The following is a 23,752-nucleotide window of genomic DNA, read 5'->3' on the forward strand; positions in this document are numbered from 1 at the left end:
TCAACTGACATTCGCAACCTGCTGTCATGTTGCTGTCATAAAAACATCATCTAATACTTTCGTCTAAATGATTCAGTATTACATTTACCCGAAAAGCGTTTTACCAGGTTCCCATGTTGAAATATTCCAGTATCAGCCGGCTTGTCATGACACCCGTGATGGCAGCTCTTATTATCTTAGTGATGCTTAACTCTGCATCACTGTATAAATCTTTTGCCTTACTCAACCATTTTGATGAACTGGAAAACAGTCTGGTTCAGTCAGAGCGTGATGTAACAGCTATCCTGAATACCTTTAAAACGCAGGTACAGGAATGGAAAAATACGTTGCTACGTGGTTATGACGATGACAACAGGGAGAAGTACTGGCAGCGGTTTCAACAACGGGAAACTGACGTGCAGGAGGGGTTCCGCAAGTTATTAACGAATCAGGCGATAAACGCGGAAGCCAGAAGCACTATCCGTGAATTTCTGGATGCCCATAATCATATGGCAGAAAAGTACCGTGAAGGCTTCGACGCGTTCGTGGCAGCGGGTTACGATGCTAAAGTGGCAGACGCCTACGTGAAAGGCATTGACCGCAAACCTGCTGAATTACTTGAAGCGGTGGCAGCAAACATCGCTGAGCAGTCTTTCAATGCTTTTGAAAACCTGAGAACGGATACCCGCCGCACATTATGGATGATCCTGATCGCTGCACTTGTGTTATCAGCACTGACTACCTGGTATGTGGTACAACGTTTACGTAAACAGGTCATTAAACCGGTTAAGCAAATCGCAGCCTGCATTGCGGCTCTGGCAAAAAGCCGGTATGACTACAAGCTTGATTACCGCAGCGGGCACGAACTGGGCTCGCTGGCGGATTCTGCACGCTTGTTACAGGACAAGTTGCGGGGCTCAGTTGAACAACTCAAACAGGCAGAGTCTCAGGTCGCTCACGCTGTTATTACGTTGAGTGATGTGAGTCAGGCTATTCTGGCCGGCGCAGAAGAACAGCACCAGACCAGTCAGTCGCTGGACAGCAGTACCGATAAACTGAAAGAAATTGTACAGAGTCTGGTTGCCATCACCAACCAGGTGGCCGTCGCCACTAACAGCTCTGAAACCAATGTTGCTGCCTGTTACGCTACCTTTTCAAAAGCTAATGACGGCTTCAGGCAACTTGCAGAGACAGTAAATCAGTCCAGTGACATTGTTGATGCCCTGCAATCCCGCAGTAATGACATCCTCAAAGTCGTTAATGTCATCAATGAAATTGCCGACCAGACCAACTTGCTGGCTCTGAATGCGGCTATTGAAGCAGCCAGAGCAGGGGAGCATGGCAGGGGGTTTGCCGTGGTTGCCGACGAAGTGCGGGCACTGGCAGCCAAAACCCAGCAGTCAACGCGGGAAATCAACGGCATCCTTTCAAGCTTTGAGTCTGACGCGCAGGGTGCGGTAGTGGCCATGCAATCCGGTAAATCGCTGGCAGATGTGAATGCCAGAGAAGCGGCCGCGGCGCTGGAAACACTGAATCTGGTGGTGAAAGATATACAGGAAACCGCCAGCGTTGTCGTTGTACTGAACGAAGCCGCCGATGAACAGGAAGCGGTGCTTAAACAGGTTGAACAGGTTATCAATAACTCTGTGACATCGTCAGAAAAGTATCATGCCTTGTCACGCCGAAACGATATTTCCGATGCCGTGAGAGAAATGGAAGGAAATGTGAAGCAGGTGGTGATGTCACTGACGCATTAACCGGACTACAACAAAGCGGCCGGCTCATGTTAACGTATAAGAAAACGCAGTCAGCCGCTTATGAATTTGTCCTATCCTCCATTAGTTTTTCATCCTGTTTACAGTCAGCTTGATCTGCCGGTCAGACACCGCTTTCCCATCGAAAAATATCAGGGGATCCATGATGCGCTGGTAGCCTGCGGCGTGCCGCCCGGCCATTTCACAACCCCTGAAGCGCTGACAGCCGCTGATCTGACGGCAATTTACCAGCAAGACTATGTCAGCGCACTTTGCGGCGGCACCCTTGATCACCAGGCCATGCGCAGAATAGGTTTCCCCTGGTCAGAGCAATTAATCCGCCGTTCCCTCACCGCTGTCAGCGGGACCTGTCTGACAGCCGCACTGGCACAGGAACACGGACTGGCACTTAATCTTACCGGTGGTTACCACCACGCTTTTGCTGATTCCGGTTCGGGATTTTGCTTATTTAACGATTTGTATCTGGCAGCGAAAAGGGCGCAAGCCCGCGATGATTGCGATACGGTGATGATCATCGATCTTGATGTGCATCAGGGGGACGGTACAGCTAAACTGGCTGAGCATGACGACTCGGTTTTTACCGTATCAGTGCACGGTGAGAAGAACTTTCCCCACCGCAAACAAACTTCAGACATTGATATCGGGCTGGCGAAAGGCACCGGGGACGATGAGTACCTGACGACGCTTGATGAAACGCTGCACTTAGCGTTTCGACAGTGTTCTCCTGACTTCATTATTTACGATGCCGGCGTCGACGTGCACATCAATGATGATTTAGGGCACCTGCACATCACCACACCGGGTGTTCTGGCCAGAGATAAAATGGTGCTGGATATGTGTAAGCAAAAAGGGCTGCCGGTAGCTTGTGTGATCGGTGGTGGTTACCAGCGGGATATCGCTGCGCTGGTAGATGTACACCTGCAACTGTTCAGAGCGGCAGGCGTCATCCGGTAAAATCACCTACAGGAAGGTTAGCTGGAAGCCCAGACCTACGCGTTCCTGGCTGCGGTTGTAGTCAATCAGGGAGTCGCCGTAACCGTTAAAGTATTGCAGCAGCAATTCGTACCGGTTTGAAAGGGGATAGGTCAGGTTCAGCTGAATACTGCCTCTGTTGTGTCCGAAATTCAGATTATTGCGTAACAGGGCCAGCACCTTGAAGTTGCCAAGACGGGTGCCGTAACCCAATTCCATGCGGCCGTAATAATCATTGATATCCGGATTATCGTCGCCGGCAGGATCGTTTTCGTCCACTTTGGTGTCTTCGGGGATGCGATACCAGGTTTTCAGGTAATACACGTCATCAAAATCACTGAACAATACCGAGGCAAAAATTCTGTTCCAGCTGCGGGAGCGCTCGCCACTCTGTCCGTTCGACATATGATTAAAACCTACCTGGAAGGCGTTAAAGTCGTATCCCAGCAGGGTAATGTCGGCTTCCTGCTGATAAAACACTTCAGGCTGATAATTGGTTTCCCGAAAGGGTTTCGATACTTCGCTGTTATACAGTTGCCAGAAGGAGGTCAGGGTGAAACCGAAATACATACCATCGGCCGTGTCGCCCCGCAGATACAGGGGCAGTTTTACACTTAACTGAAACTTGGCTTCGCTGTTATCAACATTTTCAGGAGTGAGATCCTGATTACCGGCGGAGTTCGGATTGGTCACATAGGTAACAGGTAAAAGGTAGTTGGTCTGGTACTGTGTGATGGCAAAGTAATTATCCAGTGCCCGGTGATCGGCCTCAAAACGTGAACTGAGCATACCCGGAGCATCTTTCTGCGCATCGGTGGATGATTTATCCGCTTCCTCCTGCGCATACGCACCTTTGCATAATACTGCTGTCAGTAACAGAGCGGGCAGAGCTGAGTAACGGCAAATTTTCATCGTATAATCCTTTACAGATCGAGAGTCTGGCCTTCAGCCGCCGCAAATAAACCTAATGGCGACTCCGCTATTTCAATGTATTCCTGACAGTGAGCAACCACCTTGTCAATGTCATCGTCAGTACGGTCCGGGTCGTGGCTGTACAATGCCAGTTGTTTAACATTAGATGCCATCGCCAGTTTCACCGCTTCCTCAGCCACAGAGTGTCCCCAGCCAGATTTAGCCGGCATATCTGACAGCATATACTGCGCGTCGTGGATAACCAGGTCAGCATCGCGGGCAAAGTCCACGAAACTGAGAAAATCCGTTTCTTTTTTATAGGGAGGGTAGAGCTCGTTATCAGTGAGATAGGTTAACTTTTTACCGTTTTCAGTAATCGTATAAGCACTGCCTTTTCCCGGGTGGTTCATAGGCAGCCTGGAAATTGTCGCATTGCCTAAACGCCAGCTGTCAATCTCTTCCGGAATGGGGGTTACCGTCACATCAGAAGCCAGCGCACTGGCCGGTACGGGAAAGACGGAACCTTGCATCTGGGTAAGGATCCGGTCGTGCTCGGGCAGGGTGGTCATGCCGGGAATGATTTTAATTTCGCGATCTTTCTGGTAAATCGGGGCGAAGAAGGGGAAGCCCTGAATGTGGTCCCAGTGATTATGAGTAAGCAGGATATGAACAGGCGTTGTTTTCTTTATAAGCTCGTTGCCCAGCGCCCTGATCCCTGTGCCGGCATCCAGAATGATATCTGTACCGTCTGACAACTGAACATGAACACAGGCCGTATTACCACCATAACGCACGAAATCAGCGCCCGGCGTGGGAATAGACCCTCTGACACCATAAAAGGTAACTCGCATGCCTTCTCCTGCAGCATTGCCGCCGGGCCGTCAGCAGCCCGGCAATTTCCGTGTTAATCTCTGTCTGTTTTACAGACCGGCAATAAATTCACCGGCGTTATCTATAGAGAGTAAGGTTTTTTCGCCGGTGCGGCGATTTTTATATTCTACCTGCCGGTTATCCAGATTGCGCTCGCCCACAACGATGCTGTGGGGAATACCTACCAGTTCCATATCGTTAAACATGACGCCCGGGCGTTCTTTGCGGTCGTCAAATAACACTTCAATGCCGGCAGCAGTCAATGTTTCGTACAACGACTCTGCAACGTCTTTGATGCGCTGAGACTTATGCATATTCATCGGGATAAGCGCCACTTTAAACGGTGCAACCGGGTCAGGCCAGATGATACCGTTTTCGTCATGGTTCTGCTCAATGGCTGCTGCCACAATGCGTGACACACCAATGCCATAGCAACCCATAGTCAGAATTTGATGCTTACCGGTTTCACCCAGTACACCACAGTTCATGGCTTTAGAATATTTATCGCCTAACTGGAAAATGTGACCTACTTCGATACCACGTTTGATTTCGATTGTGCCTCTTCCGCAGGGTGAAGGATCGCCGGCAACCACATCACGGATATCAGCGCTTTCAATATCACCGGTCCAGTTTCCATTAATGATGAATTTACCATTTTCACCTGCGCCGCAAACAAAGTCTGCTGCTGCCGCTGCGCTGTGGTCAACAATAACGTCTAAACCTGATGCCAGCGGATTCGCGTACAACGGGAAGCAACCAAAAATGTCTTTAGCCTGTTCTTCAGTGGCAATGACCAGCGGTGATGCAATTTGTGGCAGTTTCTCTGCTTTGATATCGTTTAAAGTGTGTTCGTCACGTAAGACCAGCGCCACCCACTTTTCCGGAGCATCTTCTTCAGTCTGCCCTTTAACCAGCACGACTTTTAATGCGGTATTTTGCTCCTTCAGGAAGTTTTCTGCACTGATCCCTTTTGGCTTGTCGATAACTTCTGCCTCAGCACCTGACGGCACGGCTTTCGTTGCGGGTGCAACAGCCTGAGCCATTTCCACATTGGCTGCATAGTCAGATTCTGTCGAAAACGCGATATCATCTTCACCGGACTCTGCCAGCACGTGGAACTCGTGAGAGACCGCGCCACCAATTGAACCTGAGTCGGCAATAACAGCACGGAAATCCAGACCCAGGCGGGTAAAGATATTGCTGTAAGCCTGATACATTTTATCGTAAGTTTCCTGCAGCGACGCTTCATCCATATGGAAGCTGTATGCATCCTTCATGGTGAATTCACGGCCGCGCATAATGCCGAAACGGGGACGAACTTCGTCCCGGAATTTTGTCTGGATTTGATACAGGTTCAGCGGTAATTGTTTGTAACTGCTGATTTCGTTACGCACCAGTGCGGTAATCACTTCTTCGTGAGTCGGGCCTAAAACAAAGTCGCGCTGATGGCGATCTTTGATGCGCAACAGCTCAGGACCATATTCTTCCCAGCGACCGGATTCTTCCCACAAGTCAGCAGGCTGAACCACCGGCATCAACACTTCCACTGCACCGGCCTTATTCATTTCATCACGCACCACATCTGCGATTTTGTTCAGCACACGCAGACCACTCGGCAACCAGGTATACAAACCGGCAGCCAGTTTGCGGATCATGCCTGCCCGCAGCATGAGCTGATGACTGATAACTTCAGCATCGGCAGGTGTTTCTTTTTGCGTGGACAACAAATATTGGCTCGTGCGCATTACGGTGGTTCATCCTATAGAGAAAAATAAAAACGGCGCCATTCTAGCAGTATAGAAAAGGCCGCAAAAGTCGTTTTTCCGGTTAAGTTTTCTGTTATCCGGCAGGTAGTGGCGTGAGTGATAAAACCACCACGTCACCATTGATAATTTGCCAGCTGACATCCACGTCGTACAGACTCACTTTATAGACTTTGTCATCATCATCCAGTTTATGCCGGTAAGCGGGGCGGGGATCCTGGCTGAGTATATCCTGCGTCAGCGGGATGATATCCGGCCATCTGGCAGAAAGCGCGTGGCATTGTCTGTCTGCTTCTGCAGTAAAAATGACATTGCGGCGGGGAATGGGGGAGCTTGAGGTGAGCGTATCGTCAGCCTCGTTCACGGCGTCGGCGTATGGAATATACGGCTTAATATCAATGACCGGTGTGCCATCAAGTAAATCAACGCCGGACACATTCAGCACAACACGGTCGCCATCCTCTGACAGACCTTCATTTTTAACCACTGACATACCAATGCTGTTTGGCCGGTGCGTACTGCGACTGGCAAATACGCCCAGTGTGGCATTACCGCCCAGGCGTGGTGCTTTGACGGCGGGTTTCCAGCCTCTGGCAGCGGTTTCATGGAAATAGAACAATAACCAGACATGACTGAACGCCTCTATACCTTTAAAGGCCTGCGGGTTGGCATAGTCAGTCTGCATGACAATCTGACCTTTAGCTCCGGCAAGGTTCGGCTGGCGGGGAATAGCAAATTTTTGCCTGAACGGTGTGTGAATAATGCCAACAGGTTCAATAGTGGCAGATTCAGGAAAGCTCACGACCTGGTTACCTGAAATAAATGGTTGATTGTCATAATTATCTCATAAAATACCGCTAAGGTATGCTCCGTTGTTTACCACCACAAGCCTGACTGGGCAGCTTGCGGTCTCCCTGGATCCCAGTTCCTTTAACCCCGTTGCGTGCAACGGGGTTTCTTTTTTCCCGGGTTTAGCAATCAGGCAGTGAATGGTCTTGCTGAATATGTCAAACTACGGCACCGGAACGGTGACCTGAGATGAAGACACAGCAAAGTGTTTCCCTTCGCGGGTGCCGGATACGATTTACCACCGCTTTTTCCTTTATTACCAGCAGTAGCAGACGGAACGCTATGATAGTTGTAGAAAATCTGACCCGACGGTTCAATCAGCTTGTCGCTGTCGATAACCTGTCCTTCACCATAAAAGCCGGAGAGATTGTGGGATTTCTGGGGCCAAATGGCGCCGGTAAGTCCACTACCATGAAAATGCTTACCGGTTTTCTGGACCCTTCATCAGGTAAAATCAAAATAGACGGCGCGGATATGCCCGGCAAAGCGAAAGCATTGCAGGAGCGTATTGGCTATCTGCCTGAAGGCGCGCCGCTTTATGGTGAGATGACAGTGTTTCAGTTTTTACATTTCGTGGCCGGTGTACGGGGACTGAAAGGTAAGCATCGTCAGAAGCGTCTCAAACATGTTATAGAGCAGGTGGAGCTGGGAGACGTGCTGAACAGGCAGATAGATAAATTGTCAAAAGGGTTCCGCCATCGCATTGGTCTGGCTCAGGCTATCATGCATGATCCGGATATTCTTATTCTGGATGAACCCACAGACGGACTGGATCCGAATCAGAAATATCAGGTAAGGGAACTTATCAAGGCGTTGTCGAAAGACAAAATCGTTATCATTTCCACCCACATCCTGGAAGAAGTCAGCGCTGTGTGTAACCGCGCCATGATCATTTCTCAGGGCAAATTGTTGTTTGACGGAACACCCCAGGAATTGCAATACCGTTCCCGCTATCACCAGGCCATCACACTGCATTTCAGTTATGCCGCCGATATTTCCGGGCTGGCGGAAATTGATGGTGTCGATGAAATGGTGGTTAACCGCGAAACCGGCGATGTCACGCTGTTCCCTGAAGATGGCAAGTTGCTGATGACGCCGGTCACCGAACATGTCAGTCATTACCGGCTGCCGGTGGACAAATTTACCATTGAAACCGGTCGCCTGGATGATGTATTCCGTGAAATTACTACCGGGGAGCGTGTGCAGTAATGAGAAGTTTAACCATTGCACGACGGGAGTTCGGCAGCTTTTTTGCTACACCTGTGGCGTATGTTTATCTGGTAATGTTCCTGGTGCTGAGCAGCGTGTTTACCTTCTTTATGGGAGATTTTTACGCCAGAGGACAGGCTGATTTACTGCCATTTTTTAATTTTCATCCCTGGCTCTATTTGTTTCTGGTACCAGCCATTGCCATGCGTAGCTGGGCTGAAGAAAGAAAATCCGGCACCATTGAATTACTAATGACATTGCCGGTGTCAGAAACGCAGGCTGTAGCCGGCAAGTTTCTGGCCTGCTGGGGAATTCTCGGACTGGCTCTGTTGATGACCACGCCCTTGTGGTTAACCGTTAATTATCTCGGCTCACCGGATAACGGAATCATCGTTGCCGCTTATACCGGCAGCTGGTTGATGGCCGGCGCTTTTCTTGCCATCAGTCAGTGTATGTCTGCGTTAACACATAATCAGGTTATTGCCTTTGTTATGTCTGTGCTGGTGTGTTTTCTCTTTCTGGTCAGCGGTTCGGAAATCGTGGTCGATGTGTTTAAAAACTGGGCACCTAATTTCGTGGTGGATACCGTTGCTTCTTTCAGTTTCCTCACCCATTTTGAAGCTATGTCAAAAGGTGTGCTGGCTGCGAATGATGTGGTGTATTTTCTGCTGGTCATCTTTGTGTGGCTGACCGCAAACGCCGTGATTACTGAACAGAACAAGGCAGGGTGATCATGATGAAGAAAAAATGGTTGTCTGTGTTAAGTCTTGGCCTGCTGGCAGTGCTGTTTGTATTGCTGGTTTTCATTAACAATCAATTGTTAAGCAAATATCGCATTGATTTGACAGAAGACAAGGTGTTCTCGTTGTCAGAGGGAACCCGTAATGTGCTCACCAGTCTGGATGAACCGGTCACGTTGTACTTCTTCTACTCCGATTCGGCGACGACGGGTATGACAAAAATGCGTAACTATGCCGCCAGAGTAGAAAGTTTGTTGCGTGAATATGCACAGGCGTCCGGCGGTAAAGTTCAACTGCAAATCGTTGACCCTGTACCTTTTTCGGAAAACGAAGATAAAGCCAATCAGTTCGGTCTCACAGGAGCGGCACTGGGTAATGTGGGAGAACAGATTTACTTTGGTCTTGCCGGCACGAATTTACTGGATGATCAGTTCACCATCCCGTTCTTTGATCCTAAGAACGAGCAGTTTCTAGAATATGAAATCAGTAAACTGATTTATCGCCTGAGTAATCCGGATACGCTGACGCTGGCGCTGGTCACTGATTTACCTGTTGCCGGCGGACAAGATCCTCTGACCGGGCGATACACCGGTCCCATGGTGTTTTATCAGCAACTGGCGCAGCTGTATAACATTCGTATTGTGAACAGTACTGCTGATGGATTACCGGAAGATACCGATGTGGTATTGCTGGCGCATCCGCAAGCGCTGTCAGACGGCCTGCTGTATGCCATTGATCAGTTTGCCATGCACAATGGCCGGATCCTGGCCTTTATTGACCCTCATTATGAAGGAAATGCGCTTTCTTCGTTGCGACAAGTGGGTGCCAACGCGTCTTCGTTTCCGTTGCTGAAGGCCTGGGGAATTAAGGCGGATTTAACCAATATCGTCCTTGATGCTCAACTGGCTTTTGATTTGCGAAATGAAAACGGTGCGATAGTGAAGCATTTTGGCATTCTCGGGCTCACCGCAGCTCAGCTCGATGGTAATGATGTGATCACTGCCAATCTGGACTCAGTAAACGGCGCATCCTTCGGTGCCCTGGAAACGGTGAAAAAAGCCGGCTTGTCTATGCATACGCTAATACGTTCTTCCGTTAACTCAGGGCTGACCAATGCAGATAACTATGCCCAGACCCTTAACCCGGTAGCGTTGCACCGTGGATTCGGCGGAAACACAGAAACCTACACCGTTGCCGCCCGTTACCGTGGTAAAGCCCGCTCATATTTCAGTGCACCGAAAGATCCGGCGAAAGCGGCGACCTATGAAGGGCAGACTGATAATCTGAATCTGGTGCTGGTGGCAGACGCAGATATGCTTTCAGACCGTTACTGGGTGCAACAAACGGCGTTCTTCGGAGATACGGTATTTACGCCGTTTGCGAATAACGGTGACTTTATTGTCAATGCAATTGAAAACCTCACCGGCAGCGATGCGCTTATCAGTATCCGCTCCCGTGGCACCTATGTGCGCCCCTTTGAAAGGGTAAAGGCCCTGGAGACAGCGGCGGAAGGTAAATACCGCGAGCAGGAAGAACAGTTGCAGGAAGAGCTGATCCAGACGGAGCAAAAACTACGTGAGCTTCAGGGACAACAGGGGCAGGGCGGTACCATTGTCTTTACCGGTCAGCAGCAGGAGGCAATAGATAAGTATATTGCCCGCAGAGTTCAAATTCGCCGTGAACTTCGCGAAGTGCGCTATCAGCTTGACCGCGAGATAGACCGTCTTGGCGATAAACTGAAAATAGTGAATATAGCCCTGGCACCTGCTGTGCTGACGGGCTTGTTATGGTTACTGGCGTTTATCTTCAAACGCAGAGCAGGAAAAGCATACCGGACAGAAACTCAGTCATGAATTTACGCATTCTTATATTATCGGGGTTAGTTGCTGCCAGTGCCGGTGTTGCCGGCTGGTTACAAAGTCATTCTGACCGCACTACCCGGGAAGCATCCGCAGAACATGAATTGCAAAGCGAGCTGGCGACAGCGGCAAAAGATATTCAGCGGATCAAAATTGAAACCCACGAAGGGGTGGTATTTGCTGCCGTGAAAGATACTGACAGGTGGATTGCAACTCACCTCGACACCATTATGACCTTTCCGGTGGACATGAAAAAGCTGGCGAAATTTGCTAATGCCCTGAACAGTCTGGAAGTGCTGGAGCCTAAAACATCACAGCCGGAATTTTATCACCGTCTGGGCGTTGAAAGTGTCAGAGATAGTGATGCCCGCTCTTTGCTGATTGAGATTGGCGGCGAAAAGGAAGCCTTTTCGTTGCTCGTGGGAAGGGCGGCCAGTGGTAACCGTGGCACATATGTGCGGCAGCCTGAAGCATCTACCAGCCTGCTGGTAAACAAAACTTTGCCGTTACCGGAAAAGCGCAGCGACTGGTTAAGCCGTGAGATTTTCGCTTTTAACAGTTCAGATATCAATGCTGTGGATGTTGAAATTGAAGGGCAGCCCCTGCTGACGTTAAACCGTGAAGGAGAGACCGCTGATGGCTGGCAGATTGCAGGCAATGATGAGGCTACTCCCGCACTGAGATATCCAACCATAGTAGGTCAGACAGTTGATAAGATGCTGCGCTTCGACTTTGATGGTGTCAAACCCTTCCTGCAGCATAAGTGGAGTGAGGTATCACTGATCAGTCAGGTTATCTTTTCTCTGGAAGATGGCAGTGAAGTCATGGCTTATCTTTCAGCACCGGACCCGCGCGGACGTTTTCAATTGTGGATTGATACCCCGGACTCACCACGCTGGATATCCGAATGGGTATTTGAGCTTTCCGAATATCAGGCCCGTGCTTTTCTGCCCGGGCTGGAAAATTTGACATCCGCTATCTGAAATTCCGGACGCTTCAGCCCTGACCTTTACGCAGTGATGCCAGCAACTGTGCAAGATGCTGGCTGCCAAGGCTTGCCGCTTTACGCATATTACGCTCGTAAATTGCGGATGATTCGTCCTTGTTCTTCATGGCCTCTTCAATATCCTTTTCACGGATAATGTGCAGCACCGGCCAGGGACTCCGGTTCGTGTAATGGCTGGCATCATCCGGGTCTTCTCCTTCGAAAAGATAATCAGGATGAAAGCTGGCCAGCTGAAACTCGCCGCTGAAACTGGATGCGTCCAGCAGGCGCTCCGCCATACCGAGAATGTCGAGATAATCGCCGAAATCATTGCCACAGCGATAGAAAATAACCAGTGTCGTAGCTATTTCCGGTGACTCACGCAACGTCTGGCAAGCCTGATAAACGGTTTCAAGGATGTCTGCAGGATTACCGGAATCATCCACTTCGTAGCGGATCAGGTCCGGTGTGAAAACGGGTTTGGCGAAAGGGCAGAAGTTGTAGCCTATCACTACTTTTTCTACCCAGTCGCGGGTGGAGGCAGCCACCCTCTGATTGTCTGTCATGAATGGTACTTAACGTACGCTTCCAGCGTGTTTTCAATCAGGCTGGCAACAGTCATAGGGCCTACGCCGCCCGGTACCGGCGTGATCCAACCCGCGCGGGTCTTCGCGTTTTCGAAATCAACATCGCCAACCAGAGAACCGTCATTCACCCGGTTGATACCCACATCAATCACAATCGCACCGGGTTTAATCCAGTCACCGGGAATGAAGTTGGGTTTACCCACAGCCACAACCAGCAAGTCTGCACGGCTGACGTGGGCTTTTAAATCCTGTGTAAACTTGTGGCAAGTTGTCACAGTGCAGCCGGCAAGCAGTAATTCCAGACTCATAGGACGACCAACGATATTACTGGCACCCACAATAACCGCGTCCAGGCCTTTTACAGGACGTTTTGTGGCAGCAATCATGGTCATGATACCTTTAGGCGTACAAGGACGCAGAGCAGGGATACGTTGCGCCAGGCGACCAATATTGTAAGGGTGGAAGCCGTCAACATCTTTGTGCGGCTCAATACGTTCCAGTACACGCTCAGCATTGAGACCGGCAGGCAGCGGCAATTGCACAAGAATACCGTCGATTTCAGGATCCTGATTGAGTTGATCTACCACAGCCAGTAATTCTTCTTCACTGGTGCTCGCCGGTAAATCAAAAGAACGGGAAACAAACCCGACTTCTTCACAGGCTTTACGTTTATTAGACACATATACTTGTGAGGCAGCATCACTGCCTACCAGTACAACGGCCAGGCCGGGACAACGCTTTCCGGCTTCTTTTAAAGATTCAACGTAGCTTGCTACGTCCTGGCGAACTTGTTTGGCAATGACTTTGCCATCAATCAGGTGGGCACTCATGAATGTGTTCTTCTCATTTCATTACGTTAACCCTTATATTGTTTCACAACTTACAACACCTTGCCAAAGTGAAAATGCGCTTAAAAGATCAGCGGATTGGTCAAAAAAACAGACGATTGCGCGTAATCTGAGCGGTCAGAATTTTTATTGAAAAAAGTGTTTGACGGGATGGGATGTTGGCTATAGTATTCGCACCCCGTAACGGCAGGGAACATTAACTGCCTTACACAGTCGGTGAGTGGCGCAGTTTGGTAGCGCACTTGGTTTGGGTCCAAGGGGTCGCAGGTTCAAATCCTGTCTCACCGACCACTATTGCAAGCTTCGATTCGTCGGGCGTCCGTAGCTCAGCTGGATAGAGCAACGGCCTTCTAAGCCGTGGGTCGCAGGTTCGAATCCTGCCGGACGCGCCATCGGTGAGTTCGCAGGAAATACTGACAAGATGTCAGTATTCGGGTAGACTTAAGAAGTTTGTAATTGCACTCTCTGTGGTGGGCGTAGCTCAGTTGGTAGAGCCCCGGATTGTGATTCCGGTTGTCGTGGGTTCAAGTCCCATCGTCCACCCCACTTTTCCCTCAGGGAATGTGAGTGCAACATATCTTTAGCCGGTTATGCCGGTGTCTTTTGAAGCATTTCTCACGTCTTCGAAATACTCAGTTCGGTGAGTGGCGCAGTTTGGTAGCGCACTTGGTTTGGGTCCAAGGGGTCGCAGGTTCAAATCCTGTCTCACCGACCATTATTTATTCCCAATAATTTCCTGAATTGTCATCACCTGATGATAAATGTCCCGTTATCTCCGGTTTTTCCTGTTATTTGTTGCTAATCCCTCTCGACTCTGTAAAAACCTGCTTGTATACTACCGCGTCTTTTTTTAACCAATGTGTTTAAACAATGGTTTAACACTGTTGAATAACACTCCCTCTAAACCCGGTGTAACGCGCCGATATATGGCAAGGACGGGAAGGGGATTCAAACAAAGCGTCACTTTAAGACGCACAGTTGAGGTAACATAATGCAAGTTTCAGTCGAGACGACCCAGGGTTTAGAACGCCGTCTTACTATTACCGTTCCAGCAGATTCTGTTGATTCTGCGGTTAAAGCGCGTCTTCAACAATTATCAAAAACGCAACGCATCAACGGTTTCCGTCCTGGTAAAGTACCAGTAAGCGTAATCCAGAAACGTTTTGGCGCTGCTGTGCGTCAGGAAGTTGCTGGTGACGTTATGCAACAGAACTTCTATCAGGCAATCGTTCAGGAAAAAATTAACCCTGCCGGCATGCCTTCTTTTGAACTGGTTAAAGATGAAAATGGCCAGGATTTAGAGTTCGTTGCGGCATTTGAAGTGTATCCTGAAGTTGAAGTTCAGGGCGTTGCAGACATCGAAATTGAGAAGCCAGTGGTTGAAATTTCCGACGCTGACCTCGATAACATGATGGAGACGCTGCAAAAGCAACACGCTACGTGGAAAGAAGTTAAGCGTAAAGCGAAGAAAGATGACCGTGTTGTTATCGATTTTGTTGGTAAAATTGACGGTGAAGAATTTGAAGGCGGTAAAGCAGAAGACTTTACCCTTGAGCTTGGCCAGGGTCGCATGATCCCGGGCTTCGAAGAGCCGCTGGTAGGTGCTAAGAAAGACGAGGAAGTGACTGTAGAAGTGACTTTCCCTGAAGACTACCATGCAGAGAACCTGAAAGGTAAAGCTGCAGTATTTGACGTTACCGTTAAGAAAGTAGAAGGTAAGCAATTGCCGGACGTTGACGACGAATTTGCTAAGCTGTTCGGTGTTGAAGAAGGCGGCGTTGACGCGCTGAAAGCGGAAGTGCGTAAAAACATGGAACGCGAACTGACTCAAACGCTGAAAACAACCGTAAAAGAAGATGTTATTTCTAAGCTGATCGAAAAGAATGAATTCGACGTGCCAAAAGCACTGATCGATCAGGAAGTAAATGCACTGCGTGAACAGGCAAAACAACGTTTCAGTCAGCAAGCTGGTGGCCAGAACATGCCAGAACTGCCTGCAGAACTGTTCACTGACAATGCAATCCGTCGCGTACGCATCGGTTTACTGCTGGGTGAAATCATCAAGCAGAACGAACTGAAAGCAGACGACGAAAAAGTAATGCAATTAATTGAAACATCAGCGTCAGCTTATGAAGATCCTCAGGAAGTTGTGGACTATTATAAAGCTAACGAAGAACTGATGAACCAGATGCGCAATGTTGCACTGGAAGAGCAGGCCATCGACTGGGTATTAGAAAATGCTAAAACTCAGGAAGTGACCAAAGCTTTTGACGAGGTTATGAACAAACAGGCGTAATTTATTACCCTCTGATTGACTTAACCTGTCAGCAACTGCTTAAATGCTCGGAACCTTCCGGGCATTTTTGTTTTTAACGCTAAGAAATCAAGGTAGATATGATAAACCCATTTGAACCACAAGATGCATTGGTGCCTATGGTCGTCGAGCAGACGTCTAAAGGTGAACGTTCCTACGACATTTATTCCCGTCTGCTAAAAGAAAATGTGATTTTCTTAGTGGGTCAGGTTGAAGACCACATGGCGAACCTCATCGTCGCGCAAATGCTTTTCCTTGAAGCTGAGAATCCGGAAAAAGATATTTATCTTTATATCAACTCTCCGGGTGGTTCTGTGACGGCAGGCATGGCGATTTACGACACCATGAATTTCATTAAGCCTGACGTAAGCACGGTTTGTATTGGTCAGGCGGCCAGCATGGGCGCTTTCCTGTTATCAGGCGGTACCAAAGGGAAGCGTTTCTGCTTACCTAACTCACGGGTAATGATTCACCAGCCGCTGGGCGGATTCCAGGGACAGGCGTCGGATTTTGAAATTCACGCGAAAGAAATTCTTTCTATTAAAGAGAAAATGAATCGTCTGATGGCCGAACATACTGGCCAGGATTACGAAAAAGTTGCAAGGGATACAGACCGGGATAACTTCCTGAGTGCAGCAGAAGCCAGGGATTATGGCCTAATCGATCAGATTTTAACAAATCGATCTGACGCAGCCGCCACTAAGTAGTATAGTTATAGTAATCCTGAACTCGTGTACCCGCACGATTTTCGTTTGTTCAGGAAAGGCAGAGGCAAAGAGTAATGAGTGACAAGCAGAACGGTGACGGTGATAATAAGCTTTTGTACTGTTCCTTTTGTGGCAAAAGCCAACATGAAGTCAGAAAGCTGATTGCGGGACCGTCCGTTTTTATTTGCGATGAGTGTGTTGAATTATGCAACGACATTATTCGTGAAGAGATTAAGGAAATTGCACCAAAGCAAAAGCAGGATGCACTTCCTAAACCACAAGAAATTCATACACACCTTGATGATTATGTCATTGGTCAGGAACACGCAAAGAAAGTGCTGTCGGTAGCGGTGTATAACCACTACAAGCGCCTGCGCAATGGTGATGTGCACGAGGGTGTTGAGCTGGGTAAGAGTAATATCCTGCTAATTGGCCCTACTGGTAGCGGTAAAACGTTACTGGCGGAAACCCTGGCCCGTTTACTGGATGTGCCGTTTACCATGGCCGATGCCACCACCCTGACCGAAGCCGGTTACGTGGGTGAGGACGTTGAAAACATCATTCAGAAGCTGTTGCAGAAGTGCGATTATGATGTAGAGAAAGCCCAGCGCGGTATTGTCTACATTGATGAAATCGACAAGATTTCCCGTAAGTCTGATAACCCTTCTATTACACGTGATGTGTCAGGTGAAGGTGTTCAGCAGGCGCTGCTGAAACTGATTGAAGGCACGGTTGCATCCGTTCCGCCTCAAGGTGGACGTAAGCATCCTCAGCAGGAATTCCTGCAGGTCGACACGTCTAAAATCCTGTTTATCTGTGGTGGTGCGTTTGCCGGTCTGGATAAAGTGATTGAGCAGCGTGCAAATAAAGATACCGGAATTGGTTTCGGTGCGTCGGTGAAGTCTAAAGAAAGCAAGCAGGAACTCAGCGATCTGTTCAAACGGGTAGAGCCGGAAGATTTAGTGAAGTACGGGTTAATTCCGGAGTTCATTGGTCGTCTGCCGGTAGTGACCAGCCTGGAAGAATTGAACGAAGAAGCGCTGATCCAGATCCTTCGTGAGCCGAAGAACGCCATTACCAAACAGTACGGTGCGCTCTTTGCCATGGAAGAAACTGAACTGGAATTCCGTGACGATGCATTGCATGCCATCGCAAGAAAGGCGATGCAACGTAAAACCGGTGCCCGTGGCCTGCGTTCTATCGTTGAAGCAGTGTTGCTCGATACCATGTACGATTTACCTTCAATGGAAAACGTATGCAAAGTGGTTATCGACGAGTCTGTGATTAAAGGCGAATCTAAACCTATTCTGATGTACAAGAACGAAGAGAAGAAAGCGGTCTCTGAGTGATTGTCATGTAAGATAAAGAAAAGGTCCTTCGGGACCTTTTTTGTTATCTGTCACCGGGTCATCCGGCATCCGGTTAGCCGTAATTACGGTGAAAAGGCAGGGCTGTTACAAGGTGTCATCGATGGTGACTTCACCGGTCAGTGAACTGTAATAGACGGAAAACGCCGGTTGTGCCTGCAAAATAAAGGTGCAGGTACCGTCTGCATAGGTGGCCTGGTAGTCCGCCGAGGTATCTTCTGCAACCGTGGGGCTGCCGCTGGCAAGCAAGGCATTCCATAACGATGTGCAATCCCAGGCGTTGTCCGTTACCGGGCTGGCTTCATACGGCGTATAGCTCTGTGCAGGCCAGCCATACTGATTAAAATCAATGACGTTTTGTCCGTTGCCGAACACATCCAGATTATCCACCGGCCCCGTGTGACCACCGGCACGCCACTTTAAACGGGCCAGATTAATAGCAGAAGCAAAGGCCGTTCCCACACCCTGAACACTGGCCGCCTGAGCGTCATCCTGAAGATCGATGAAACGGGGCGCTGCGGTGACTGCCAGTACGCCGAGAATAACAATAACAATAACCAGCTCAATGAGCGTGAATCCGGAATTTGATGGAGATGATGTCATAACAAGTTTCACTGCAATCTTGATATCTTTGAAGAATAAGATTTTAACTGTATTTTTTCCAATTTCTTGAGCATAACAGGTTTATTTTATTGGGAATAGTTATCATTTGTAATAAGCAATAACCTGCCTTCGTCGTATATTTGTACAGTCGTTTGACTTTGCTCTGCTCTCCGGCACAAAAAGGTTGCACCATCATTAAAAATCGATAATGGTAAAAGTAACAAGGTTTAACACAGGATTGATTGAACTTTGCCTGTGCATCCCCATATCAATTCACATTATGAACAATACAGAGAACACGTATGACAGTTGAGCGTGAAGATCGCATTGAGATCCCCGTACTTGCCTTACGGGACGTAGTCGTTTATCCCCATATGGTCATACCGCTATTTGTTGGCAGGGAAAAGTCCATCCGTTGTCTTGAAGCAGCGATGGAAAATGATAAACAAATCTTTTTAGTTGCACAGAAGGACGCCAGTGTTGATGAGCCTGAATCTGATGACATTTTTCAGGTGGGCACATTAGCCACTATTTTACAGTTATTAAAACTGCCTGACGGCACAGTGAAAGTGCTGGTCGAAGGTAATGTTCGTGGTGAAATTCATCAGTACGAGCAGGCTGAGCCATTCTTCGTGGCGCAAGTAAGTCGTGTTGAAGATGAGTTACTGTCTGACAATGAGCAGGAAGTACTTATCCGCTCTGCGGTATCCCAGTTCGAGGGATACGTAAAACTGAATAAGAAGATCCCGCCGGAAGTGTTAACCTCGCTTAACGGCATTGATGACGCTGCCCGTCTCGCCGATACCATGGCTGCTCATATGCCGCTTAAACTGGCTGAGAAGCAGAAGGTATTGGAAATGAAAGGCGTGAACGAGCGTCTTGAGTACCTGATGGCGCTGATGGAAGGCGAAATTGATTTGCTGCAGGTCGAAAAGAAAATTCGTACCCGCGTGAAAAAGCAGATGGAAAAAAGCCAGCGCGAGTATTATCTGAATGAACAGATGAAAGCCATTCAGAAAGAACTGGGTGAACTGGATGATGCACCGGACGAGTTTGAGGCGCTGAGCAAAAAGATTGAAGAAGCGAAGATGCCTAAAGATGCCGAAGATAAGGCACGGGCTGAGTTGCAGAAACTGAAAATGATGTCTCCCATGTCGGCAGAAGCCACCGTGGTACGCAGTTATATTGAATGGCTGACCAATGTTCCCTGGCATAAGCGCAGTGCAGTGAAGAAAGATTTGTCACTGGCCGAGAAAGTACTGGATGCAGATCACTATGGTCTGGAGAAAGTAAAAGAGCGCATTGTTGAATATCTGGCGGTACAGAAACGGGTTAAAAAGCTGAAAGGTCCAATCCTTTGCTTAGTCGGTCCTCCGGGTGTGGGTAAAACCTCGTTGGGTCAGTCTATTGCCAAAGCTACCGGACGTAAGTACGTGCGTATGGCATTAGGCGGGGTGCGGGATGAAGCAGAAATTCGTGGTCACCGTCGTACTTACATCGGTTCATTACCGGGCAAACTGATTCAGAAAATGGCCAAAGTAGGGGTGAAAAACCCGCTTTTCCTGCTTGATGAAATCGACAAAATGTCTTCTGACATGCGTGGTGACCCGTCATCGGCGCTGCTCGAGGTATTAGATCCTGAACAAAACAGCAGCTTCAGCGACCACTATCTTGAAGTCGACTACGACCTGTCTGATGTTATGTTTGTGGCGACCTCAAACAGCATGAATATTCCCGGGCCACTGCTCGATCGGATGGAAGTGATTCGTCTGTCGGGTTACACCGAAGATGAGAAGCTGAACATTGCGACACGTCATCTTATTTCCAAACAGATGGAACGTAACGGCCTTAAAGCCAAAGAGCTGGATATCACAGAATCCGCCATCATCGGCATGATTCGCTACTATACCCGCGAAGCGGGTGTACGAAGCCTGGAAAGAGAAATTTCTAAAGTTTGCCGTAAAGCAGTAAAAGATATTCTGCTAAGTAAGAGCAAAGACAAAGTCGTTGTGACGCAGGATAACCTGAAAGACTATCTGGGCGTGCAGCGTTTTGATTATGGTAAAGCGGATAAAGAAAACCAAATAGGGCAGGTGACCGGCCTTGCATGGACACAGGTAGGCGGAGACTTGCTGACTATCGAAACCACTGCGGTACCCGGTAAAGGCAAGATGACCACCACCGGTTCTCTGGGTGACGTGATGCAGGAGTCCATTCAGGCGGCGATGACTGTAGTAAGAAGCCGTGCCGAAAAACTGCGCATCAACGAAGACTTCTATGAAAAGCGTGATATCCACGTACACGTGCCCGAAGGTGCCACGCCAAAAGATGGTCCGAGCGCCGGTATTGCAATGTGCACCGCACTGGTATCCACGCTCACAGGTAATCCGGTGAAATGTGATGTTGCCATGACCGGTGAAATTACCCTTCGCGGAGAAGTGCTGGCAATCGGCGGATTAAAAGAGAAGCTGCTGGCTGCACACCGTGGCGGTATTAAAACTGTCGTCATTCCACATGAGAATGAACGTGATTTGGAGGAAATTCCTGAAAACGTGAAAGCGGACTTGTCTATCCATCCGGTTAAATGGATTGATGAAGTACTCGATATTGCTCTGCAGGAGCCTGTTGAGTCTTTTAAAGTTGTCGCTAATAAGTAACGGTAGAAATTGGCTGCATACCAGTAAATTCGCGGGATGTAGCCTTTTTTTGAACTGTTTGCTCAAAAAACACCCATTACAGCCCCAAATTAACCTTTTTTTTTAAATTTAGGGCTTTCAACTGTCAGAAGTTGTGTTACCTTTACTACGTACTCGCTTGAAGCCTTGTCTCTAAAGGGATTGCAGCGATTCATTAAACGTTAATTTATTGTAACACTTAGCTTGATTGTCGAAATCAAGCTTGTTATAACGTTCTGAAGACAATCACTGTTTTCGGACAAGAGTATAATAACAATCGAAGGGGATCATAATTGTGAACAAGTCTCAACTCATCGACCAAATCGCTGCTGGTGCAGATATCTCTAAAGCTGCTGCAGGCCGTGCATTAGATGCATTCACTGATGCAGTTACCGCAGCGCTTAAAGAAGGTGATCAGGTTGCACTGGTAGGTTTCGGTACGTTTGCGGTTCGCGAACGCTCAGCGCGTAGTGGCCGTAACCCACAAACTGGTGAGACTATTCAAATCGCAGCTGCTAAAGTTCCTTCTTTCAAAGCTGGTAAAGCTCTGAAAGACGCTTGTAACTAAGCAGAAAAAGATTCGATAAAAGGCGATGGTCAGTACCATCGCCTTTTTTATTTCTCCTGCCCGCATTTTCCGCTGTCACCCAACTCTATCTATTGGAATTCAACGGATTTCCTTCAAATTGACTGACGGGATTATCGCCTTTGGCACGGGGAATCGATATAATCTGCCATATTTTTCCGGTGAGTGTTGAACAAAGCCGGAGCGAAGCAGTAAGCAACGGAGTTGAAAGTAAGTCATGTTAGAGAGAATCCGAGAAGGTTCGCAAGGCCCGTGGGCAATGATTATCATTGGTCTGGTCGTGCTGAGCTTTGTTTTTGCCGGTGTAGGGAGTTACCTGAACAGTTCCGGTGAAACTGTCGCCGCCACTGTAAATGGCGAAGAAATTGGTCTGAATGAGCTGGAGCGTGCTTATCAGTCACAGCGCAGCCGTATGGAATCACAATACGGTGAGAGCGTATCAGCGCTGTTTGCTGATGAAGGTTACATGCAGCAATTCCGCCGCGGTGTACTGGACAGCCTGATTGACGAAAAGCTGGTTGAGCAGAAAGCCCGCGAATTAGGTTTACGTGTGGGTGATGATCAAATCCGTGACACCATTCGCAGCATGCCTGAATTCCAGCTTGGCGGACAGTTTAACAACGACCGTTACCTGGCCCTTTTACGTCAGAACGGTTACCAGCCGTCAGATTTCCGCGATTTCCTGCGTACACAGTTAACCCGTGAACAGTTGACACGCGCTCTTGGCGTGTCTGACTTCGCCCTGCCCGGTGAAGCCCGCCGTGTATTTGACTTACAGGCTCAGACCCGCGATGCCCGCTATGTCGTAGTGGACGCAGCGCCTTTTGCTGACGAAGTTGAAATTTCTGATGCTGACATTCAGGGTTATTACGATGCCAACATCACTTCGTTTGATACTGAAGAAAAAGTCAGCGTAGCCTATGTCAAATTGTCAGTCGATGATTTAAAAGACGACGTAACGGTGTCTGACGATGAAGTGTCTGCGTGGTACGAAGAAAATAAAGACCAGTACCGTGATGAAGAACAGCGTCGCGTCTCGCATATTTTGATTGAAACCGGCGATGATGAAGAGGCTGCAAAAGCGAAAGCAGAAGCATTGCTGGCAGAAATTAAAGGCGGTGCAGACTTCGCAACCGTGGCAGAAGAAAGTTCTGAAGACAGTTTCTCTGCTGAAAATGGTGGTGATCTTGATTACATCACGCCCGGCATGATGGACGACGCTTTCGACTCAGCAGTATTCTCACTTAAGAATGTGGGTGATGTGACAGATGTCGTGAAAACAGAGTTTGGCTTCCATATCATCAAACTGACCGATCTGAAGCCTGAAACCATTAAGCCTTTCAGTGATGTTGCCGGTGAAATCCGTGAAAACCTCATCACTGAAAAAGCCACTGATCGTTTCTATGAACTTCAGTCCCGTATGGCAGAAGTAGCCTTCGAAGTACCGGATACTCTGGATGAAGTGGCAGCCATTGCCAATACATCGATTGAGACTACCCCGCTGTTTACCCGTAACGACGTACCAGCCGAAATTGATAACCCGCAGGTTGTCAGCGATGTATTTTCGCCGGAACTGATCGAAGAGCAGGTGAACAGCGATCTCATCGAACTTGATGCCAGCACCGTAATGGTGGTACGTGTTAACGAACATGAGGCCCAACGCACCAAGTCACTGGATGAAGTAAAAGAGTCTATCACTGCGTCTCTGCGCAGCGAAAAGGCGCAGCAGGCTGCGCAGGACTGGGCGGAAGCTCAGCTGGCTCAGCTTGAAAGTGGTAATGAAATTGCAGACTCTCTGTCAGCCCGTTCACTGGACTGGGAAACCGTTGAAAACGTGAATCGTGGTGATCAGCAATTACCACGTAATCTGCTTGATACCCTGTTCACTCTGGCGCCGGCTGAAGGCAAATCCCGCCGTGTGGCCCTGTTAGGCAGTGGCGACGTAGCACTGATTGAACTGACTGCAGTACATGCGCCTGAAGCGGCGGATGATGCAACAGTTTCTGCCATCCGTCAGCGTCTGGCGCAGGCGAACAGCCAGTCTACCTATGCAGCTTTTGTTAAAGCGCTTCGTGATGAGGCTGATGTTACCCTTGGTACGGCCCGTTAAACGACATTGCTGAATCACAGAAGGTGCGCTTTGCGCACCTTT

At 48.7% G+C, this 23,752-nt stretch carries 19 protein-coding genes and 4 tRNA genes; 16 read left to right on the forward strand and 7 right to left on the reverse strand.

Going from position 1 to position 23,752, the window contains the following annotated elements; translation table 11 throughout:
* The first annotated feature begins 113 nt into the window (after window positions 1–113).
* Together ACXAGR_RS02655 and ACXAGR_RS02660 are read left to right on the forward strand one after the other, a co-directional pair.
* Window positions 114–1,736 (forward strand): methyl-accepting chemotaxis protein, encoded by a 1,623-nt coding sequence (locus ACXAGR_RS02655; protein WP_474847989.1) that lies wholly within the window; start codon window positions 114–116, stop codon window positions 1,734–1,736.
* 60 nt (window positions 1,737–1,796) lie between these two features.
* On the forward strand, window positions 1,797–2,708 hold the full coding sequence (locus ACXAGR_RS02660) for a histone deacetylase family protein (protein WP_474847991.1): 912 nt from the start codon (window positions 1,797–1,799) through the stop codon (window positions 2,706–2,708).
* 6 nt (window positions 2,709–2,714) lie between these two features.
* Here ACXAGR_RS02660 and ACXAGR_RS02665 read toward each other — a convergent pair whose 3' ends face one another.
* From ACXAGR_RS02665 to tsaA, 4 genes are all read right to left on the reverse strand, one after another.
* Window positions 2,715–3,638 (reverse strand): phospholipase A, encoded by a 924-nt coding sequence (locus ACXAGR_RS02665; RefSeq protein WP_474847993.1) that lies wholly within the window; start codon window positions 3,636–3,638, stop codon window positions 2,715–2,717.
* Window positions 3,639–3,649: 11 nt separating this feature from the next.
* On the reverse strand, window positions 3,650–4,489 hold the full coding sequence (locus ACXAGR_RS02670; RefSeq protein WP_303573055.1) for an MBL fold metallo-hydrolase: 840 nt from the start codon (window positions 4,487–4,489) through the stop codon (window positions 3,650–3,652).
* A 69-nt stretch (window positions 4,490–4,558) separates the two neighbouring features.
* The gene (locus ACXAGR_RS02675) at window positions 4,559–6,253 is read right to left on the reverse strand and encodes a proline--tRNA ligase (protein ID WP_474847995.1); all 1,695 of its coding nucleotides are present in this window, start codon (window positions 6,251–6,253) and stop codon (window positions 4,559–4,561) included.
* A gap of 94 nt (window positions 6,254–6,347) precedes the next feature.
* Window positions 6,348–7,073, reverse strand: coding sequence for a tRNA (N6-threonylcarbamoyladenosine(37)-N6)-methyltransferase TrmO (tsaA, locus tag ACXAGR_RS02680; protein ID WP_474847997.1), 726 nt, complete (start codon window positions 7,071–7,073; stop codon window positions 6,348–6,350).
* Between the two features lie 329 nt (window positions 7,074–7,402).
* On the opposite strand from tsaA, the gene ACXAGR_RS02685 reads away from it, so the two are divergent.
* The 4 genes from ACXAGR_RS02685 to ACXAGR_RS02700 are packed head-to-tail and all read left to right on the forward strand — an operon-like array spanning window position 7,403 to window position 11,911.
* A complete protein-coding gene (locus ACXAGR_RS02685; RefSeq protein WP_474847999.1) occupies window positions 7,403–8,329 on the forward strand; it encodes an ABC transporter ATP-binding protein in 927 nt (308 codons plus the stop codon).
* Window positions 8,329–9,060: an ABC transporter permease subunit gene (locus ACXAGR_RS02690; protein ID WP_119501991.1), complete on the forward strand. Its 732-nt coding sequence runs from the start codon at window positions 8,329–8,331 to the stop codon at window positions 9,058–9,060. The genes ACXAGR_RS02685 and ACXAGR_RS02690 overlap by 1 nt, the downstream gene beginning before the upstream one ends.
* A 2-nt stretch (window positions 9,061–9,062) precedes the next feature.
* The gene (locus ACXAGR_RS02695) at window positions 9,063–10,922 is read left to right on the forward strand and encodes a GldG family protein (protein WP_474848001.1); all 1,860 of its coding nucleotides are present in this window, start codon (window positions 9,063–9,065) and stop codon (window positions 10,920–10,922) included.
* Complete coding sequence (locus tag ACXAGR_RS02700; protein WP_474848003.1) at window positions 10,919–11,911, forward strand: DUF4340 domain-containing protein; 993 nt, start codon at window positions 10,919–10,921, stop codon at window positions 11,909–11,911. Before ACXAGR_RS02695 ends, ACXAGR_RS02700 begins: the two co-directional genes overlap by 4 nt.
* A 13-nt stretch (window positions 11,912–11,924) precedes the next feature.
* Here the strand turns inward: ACXAGR_RS02700 and ACXAGR_RS02705 are convergent, their stop codons facing one another.
* Window positions 11,925–12,479 carry a DUF1415 domain-containing protein gene (locus ACXAGR_RS02705; protein ID WP_474848005.1) on the reverse strand — a complete coding sequence of 185 codons (555 nt, stop codon included), beginning with the start codon at window positions 12,477–12,479 and terminating at the stop codon, window positions 11,925–11,927.
* Window positions 12,476–13,330, reverse strand: a complete 855-nt coding sequence (gene folD / locus ACXAGR_RS02710; protein ID WP_119501988.1) for a bifunctional methylenetetrahydrofolate dehydrogenase/methenyltetrahydrofolate cyclohydrolase FolD — start codon at window positions 13,328–13,330, stop codon at window positions 12,476–12,478. The genes ACXAGR_RS02705 and folD overlap by 4 nt, the downstream gene beginning before the upstream one ends.
* A 232-nt stretch (window positions 13,331–13,562) precedes the next feature.
* Here folD and ACXAGR_RS02715 point away from each other — a divergent pair.
* The 7 genes from ACXAGR_RS02715 to clpX all read left to right on the forward strand — a co-directional run bounded on the left by ACXAGR_RS02715 (window position 13,563) and on the right by clpX (window position 17,718).
* A tRNA-Pro gene (locus ACXAGR_RS02715) sits at window positions 13,563–13,639 on the forward strand.
* A 24-nt stretch (window positions 13,640–13,663) separates the two neighbouring features.
* Window positions 13,664–13,740 (forward strand) — tRNA-Arg (locus ACXAGR_RS02720).
* A gap of 78 nt (window positions 13,741–13,818) precedes the next feature.
* A tRNA-His gene (locus ACXAGR_RS02725) sits at window positions 13,819–13,894 on the forward strand.
* A gap of 92 nt (window positions 13,895–13,986) precedes the next feature.
* Window positions 13,987–14,063: transfer RNA gene (locus ACXAGR_RS02730), tRNA-Pro, on the forward strand.
* 276 nt (window positions 14,064–14,339) lie between these two features.
* Entirely contained in the window at window positions 14,340–15,644 is a 1,305-nt protein-coding gene (tig, locus tag ACXAGR_RS02735; RefSeq protein ID WP_119501987.1) for a trigger factor, read from the forward strand.
* Between the two features lie 98 nt (window positions 15,645–15,742).
* Complete coding sequence (clpP, locus tag ACXAGR_RS02740; protein ID WP_119501986.1) at window positions 15,743–16,369, forward strand: ATP-dependent Clp endopeptidase proteolytic subunit ClpP; 627 nt, start codon at window positions 15,743–15,745, stop codon at window positions 16,367–16,369.
* A gap of 74 nt (window positions 16,370–16,443) precedes the next feature.
* On the forward strand, window positions 16,444–17,718 hold the full coding sequence (clpX, locus tag ACXAGR_RS02745) for an ATP-dependent protease ATP-binding subunit ClpX (RefSeq protein WP_119501985.1): 1,275 nt from the start codon (window positions 16,444–16,446) through the stop codon (window positions 17,716–17,718).
* Window positions 17,719–17,823: 105 nt separating this feature from the next.
* On the opposite strand, the gene ACXAGR_RS02750 is transcribed toward clpX, so the two are convergent.
* Window positions 17,824–18,339, reverse strand: a complete 516-nt coding sequence (locus ACXAGR_RS02750; protein WP_474848007.1) for a prepilin-type N-terminal cleavage/methylation domain-containing protein — start codon at window positions 18,337–18,339, stop codon at window positions 17,824–17,826.
* 302 nt (window positions 18,340–18,641) lie between these two features.
* On the opposite strand from ACXAGR_RS02750, the gene lon reads away from it, so the two are divergent.
* The 3 genes from lon (at window position 18,642) to ppiD (ending at window position 23,710) form a co-directional block, all read left to right on the forward strand.
* On the forward strand, window positions 18,642–20,996 hold the full coding sequence (gene lon, locus ACXAGR_RS02755) for an endopeptidase La (protein WP_119501983.1): 2,355 nt from the start codon (window positions 18,642–18,644) through the stop codon (window positions 20,994–20,996).
* A gap of 313 nt (window positions 20,997–21,309) precedes the next feature.
* Entirely contained in the window at window positions 21,310–21,582 is a 273-nt protein-coding gene (hupB, locus tag ACXAGR_RS02760) for a nucleoid-associated protein HU-beta (protein WP_119501982.1), read from the forward strand.
* A 235-nt stretch (window positions 21,583–21,817) separates the two neighbouring features.
* Window positions 21,818–23,710 (forward strand): peptidylprolyl isomerase, encoded by a 1,893-nt coding sequence (gene ppiD / locus ACXAGR_RS02765; RefSeq protein ID WP_474848009.1) that lies wholly within the window; start codon window positions 21,818–21,820, stop codon window positions 23,708–23,710.
* Window positions 23,711–23,752: the final 42 nt, after the last annotated feature.

The sequence above is a fragment of the Alteromonas sp. ABH4_457 genome, from assembly GCF_056160625.1.

What these genes read in the sequence shown, in the direction of transcription:
- ACXAGR_RS02655 (WP_474847989.1), top strand. Translation starts at nt 114, where the DNA reads ATGTTGAAATATTCCAGTATCAGCCGGCTTGTCATGACACCCGTGATG.
- ACXAGR_RS02660 (WP_474847991.1), top strand. Translation starts at nt 1,797, where the DNA reads ATGAATTTGTCCTATCCTCCATTAGTTTTTCATCCTGTTTACAGTCAG.
- ACXAGR_RS02665 (WP_474847993.1), bottom strand. Translation starts at nt 3,638, where the DNA reads ATGAAAATTTGCCGTTACTCAGCTCTGCCCGCTCTGTTACTGACAGCA.
- ACXAGR_RS02670 (WP_303573055.1), bottom strand. Translation starts at nt 4,489, where the DNA reads ATGCGAGTTACCTTTTATGGTGTCAGAGGGTCTATTCCCACGCCGGGC.
- ACXAGR_RS02675 (WP_474847995.1), bottom strand. Translation starts at nt 6,253, where the DNA reads ATGCGCACGAGCCAATATTTGTTGTCCACGCAAAAAGAAACACCTGCC.
- ACXAGR_RS02685 (WP_474847999.1), top strand. Translation starts at nt 7,403, where the DNA reads ATGATAGTTGTAGAAAATCTGACCCGACGGTTCAATCAGCTTGTCGCT.
- ACXAGR_RS02690 (WP_119501991.1), top strand. Translation starts at nt 8,329, where the DNA reads ATGAGAAGTTTAACCATTGCACGACGGGAGTTCGGCAGCTTTTTTGCT.
- ACXAGR_RS02695 (WP_474848001.1), top strand. Translation starts at nt 9,063, where the DNA reads ATGATGAAGAAAAAATGGTTGTCTGTGTTAAGTCTTGGCCTGCTGGCA.
- ACXAGR_RS02700 (WP_474848003.1), top strand. Translation starts at nt 10,919, where the DNA reads ATGAATTTACGCATTCTTATATTATCGGGGTTAGTTGCTGCCAGTGCC.
- ACXAGR_RS02705 (WP_474848005.1), bottom strand. Translation starts at nt 12,479, where the DNA reads ATGACAGACAATCAGAGGGTGGCTGCCTCCACCCGCGACTGGGTAGAA.
- folD (WP_119501988.1), bottom strand. Translation starts at nt 13,330, where the DNA reads ATGAGTGCCCACCTGATTGATGGCAAAGTCATTGCCAAACAAGTTCGC.
- tig (WP_119501987.1), top strand. Translation starts at nt 14,340, where the DNA reads ATGCAAGTTTCAGTCGAGACGACCCAGGGTTTAGAACGCCGTCTTACT.
- clpP (WP_119501986.1), top strand. Translation starts at nt 15,743, where the DNA reads ATGATAAACCCATTTGAACCACAAGATGCATTGGTGCCTATGGTCGTC.
- clpX (WP_119501985.1), top strand. Translation starts at nt 16,444, where the DNA reads ATGAGTGACAAGCAGAACGGTGACGGTGATAATAAGCTTTTGTACTGT.
- ACXAGR_RS02750 (WP_474848007.1), bottom strand. Translation starts at nt 18,339, where the DNA reads ATGACATCATCTCCATCAAATTCCGGATTCACGCTCATTGAGCTGGTT.
- lon (WP_119501983.1), top strand. Translation starts at nt 18,642, where the DNA reads ATGACAGTTGAGCGTGAAGATCGCATTGAGATCCCCGTACTTGCCTTA.
- ppiD (WP_474848009.1), top strand. Translation starts at nt 21,818, where the DNA reads ATGTTAGAGAGAATCCGAGAAGGTTCGCAAGGCCCGTGGGCAATGATT.